This window comes from Brasilonema octagenarum UFV-OR1, from assembly GCF_963888615.1.
GTDB lineage: Bacteria > Cyanobacteriota > Cyanobacteriia > Cyanobacteriales > Nostocaceae > Brasilonema > Brasilonema sennae.
The window spans coordinates 1-602 of sequence record NZ_CAWPKW010000122.1 but is presented as its reverse complement, the minus strand read 5'-3'; the positions used below and the strand labels follow the sequence as shown (position 1 = coordinate 602).

The following is a 602-nucleotide window of genomic DNA, read 5'->3' as shown; positions in this document are numbered from 1 at the left end:
TTATTCCCGTAACTTTGTGCGTAATTTACTCATAACCGCACAAATACAAGAGCAAGCACTGAAGAAATTTGAAGACAAAAAGTCAAAGGAGGCTTTAGGAACTCGCTACTATTTGCATTTACCAAAGATAGCTTACACTCTAGCGAGGTTACCCAATAGGGTACTAGATGACAGTGATTTTCGCACTTCTTTAAAAAGTCCATATAATGCGCCTTATTTTCGGGCGATCGTTAGTTGGATAGAACTCTTAAACCGCTCATAATTCTTTAATATGGCAGAAATAAACAAATCAAGCCCAATAGTTGATAAAATTGTTCAAAAAATTAAGGATTTGAAGGAATTACAAGCGTATCCTATTAGGGATTTAGTTAATCACGCTGCAGAATTTGGTCCTTATCTTAAGCAGCAAAGATTAGAAACTAACCAGGTTCGCAAGTTCCTAGACGCTGTAAACCGTTTAAAAGCTGACTTAACTGAAAAGGGTAAGTTTTCCGAAATAGAGACACAAGTTGTTCTGCTCAAACCAAAATTGGCATACGCAGCAGCTAGACAAAGAGCAGCCAAACCTTTAGGTGAGGTTATGTCAGCCGCCATTGATAAAG

Annotated in this window: 1 protein-coding gene and 1 pseudogene; both read left to right on the top strand. The window is 37.9% G+C overall.

The genetic code is table 11. The annotated features are described in order from the left end of the window. A pseudogene (locus AC5590_RS08905) lies at nucleotides 1-262 on the top strand (type III-A CRISPR-associated protein Cas10/Csm1); the annotation flags it as partial. A gap of 9 nt (nucleotides 263-271) precedes the next feature. After that, nucleotides 272-602: type III-A CRISPR-associated protein Csm2 (gene csm2 / locus AC5590_RS08900; protein WP_169269049.1), on the top strand; the 331-nt coding region annotated here is incomplete at its 3' end.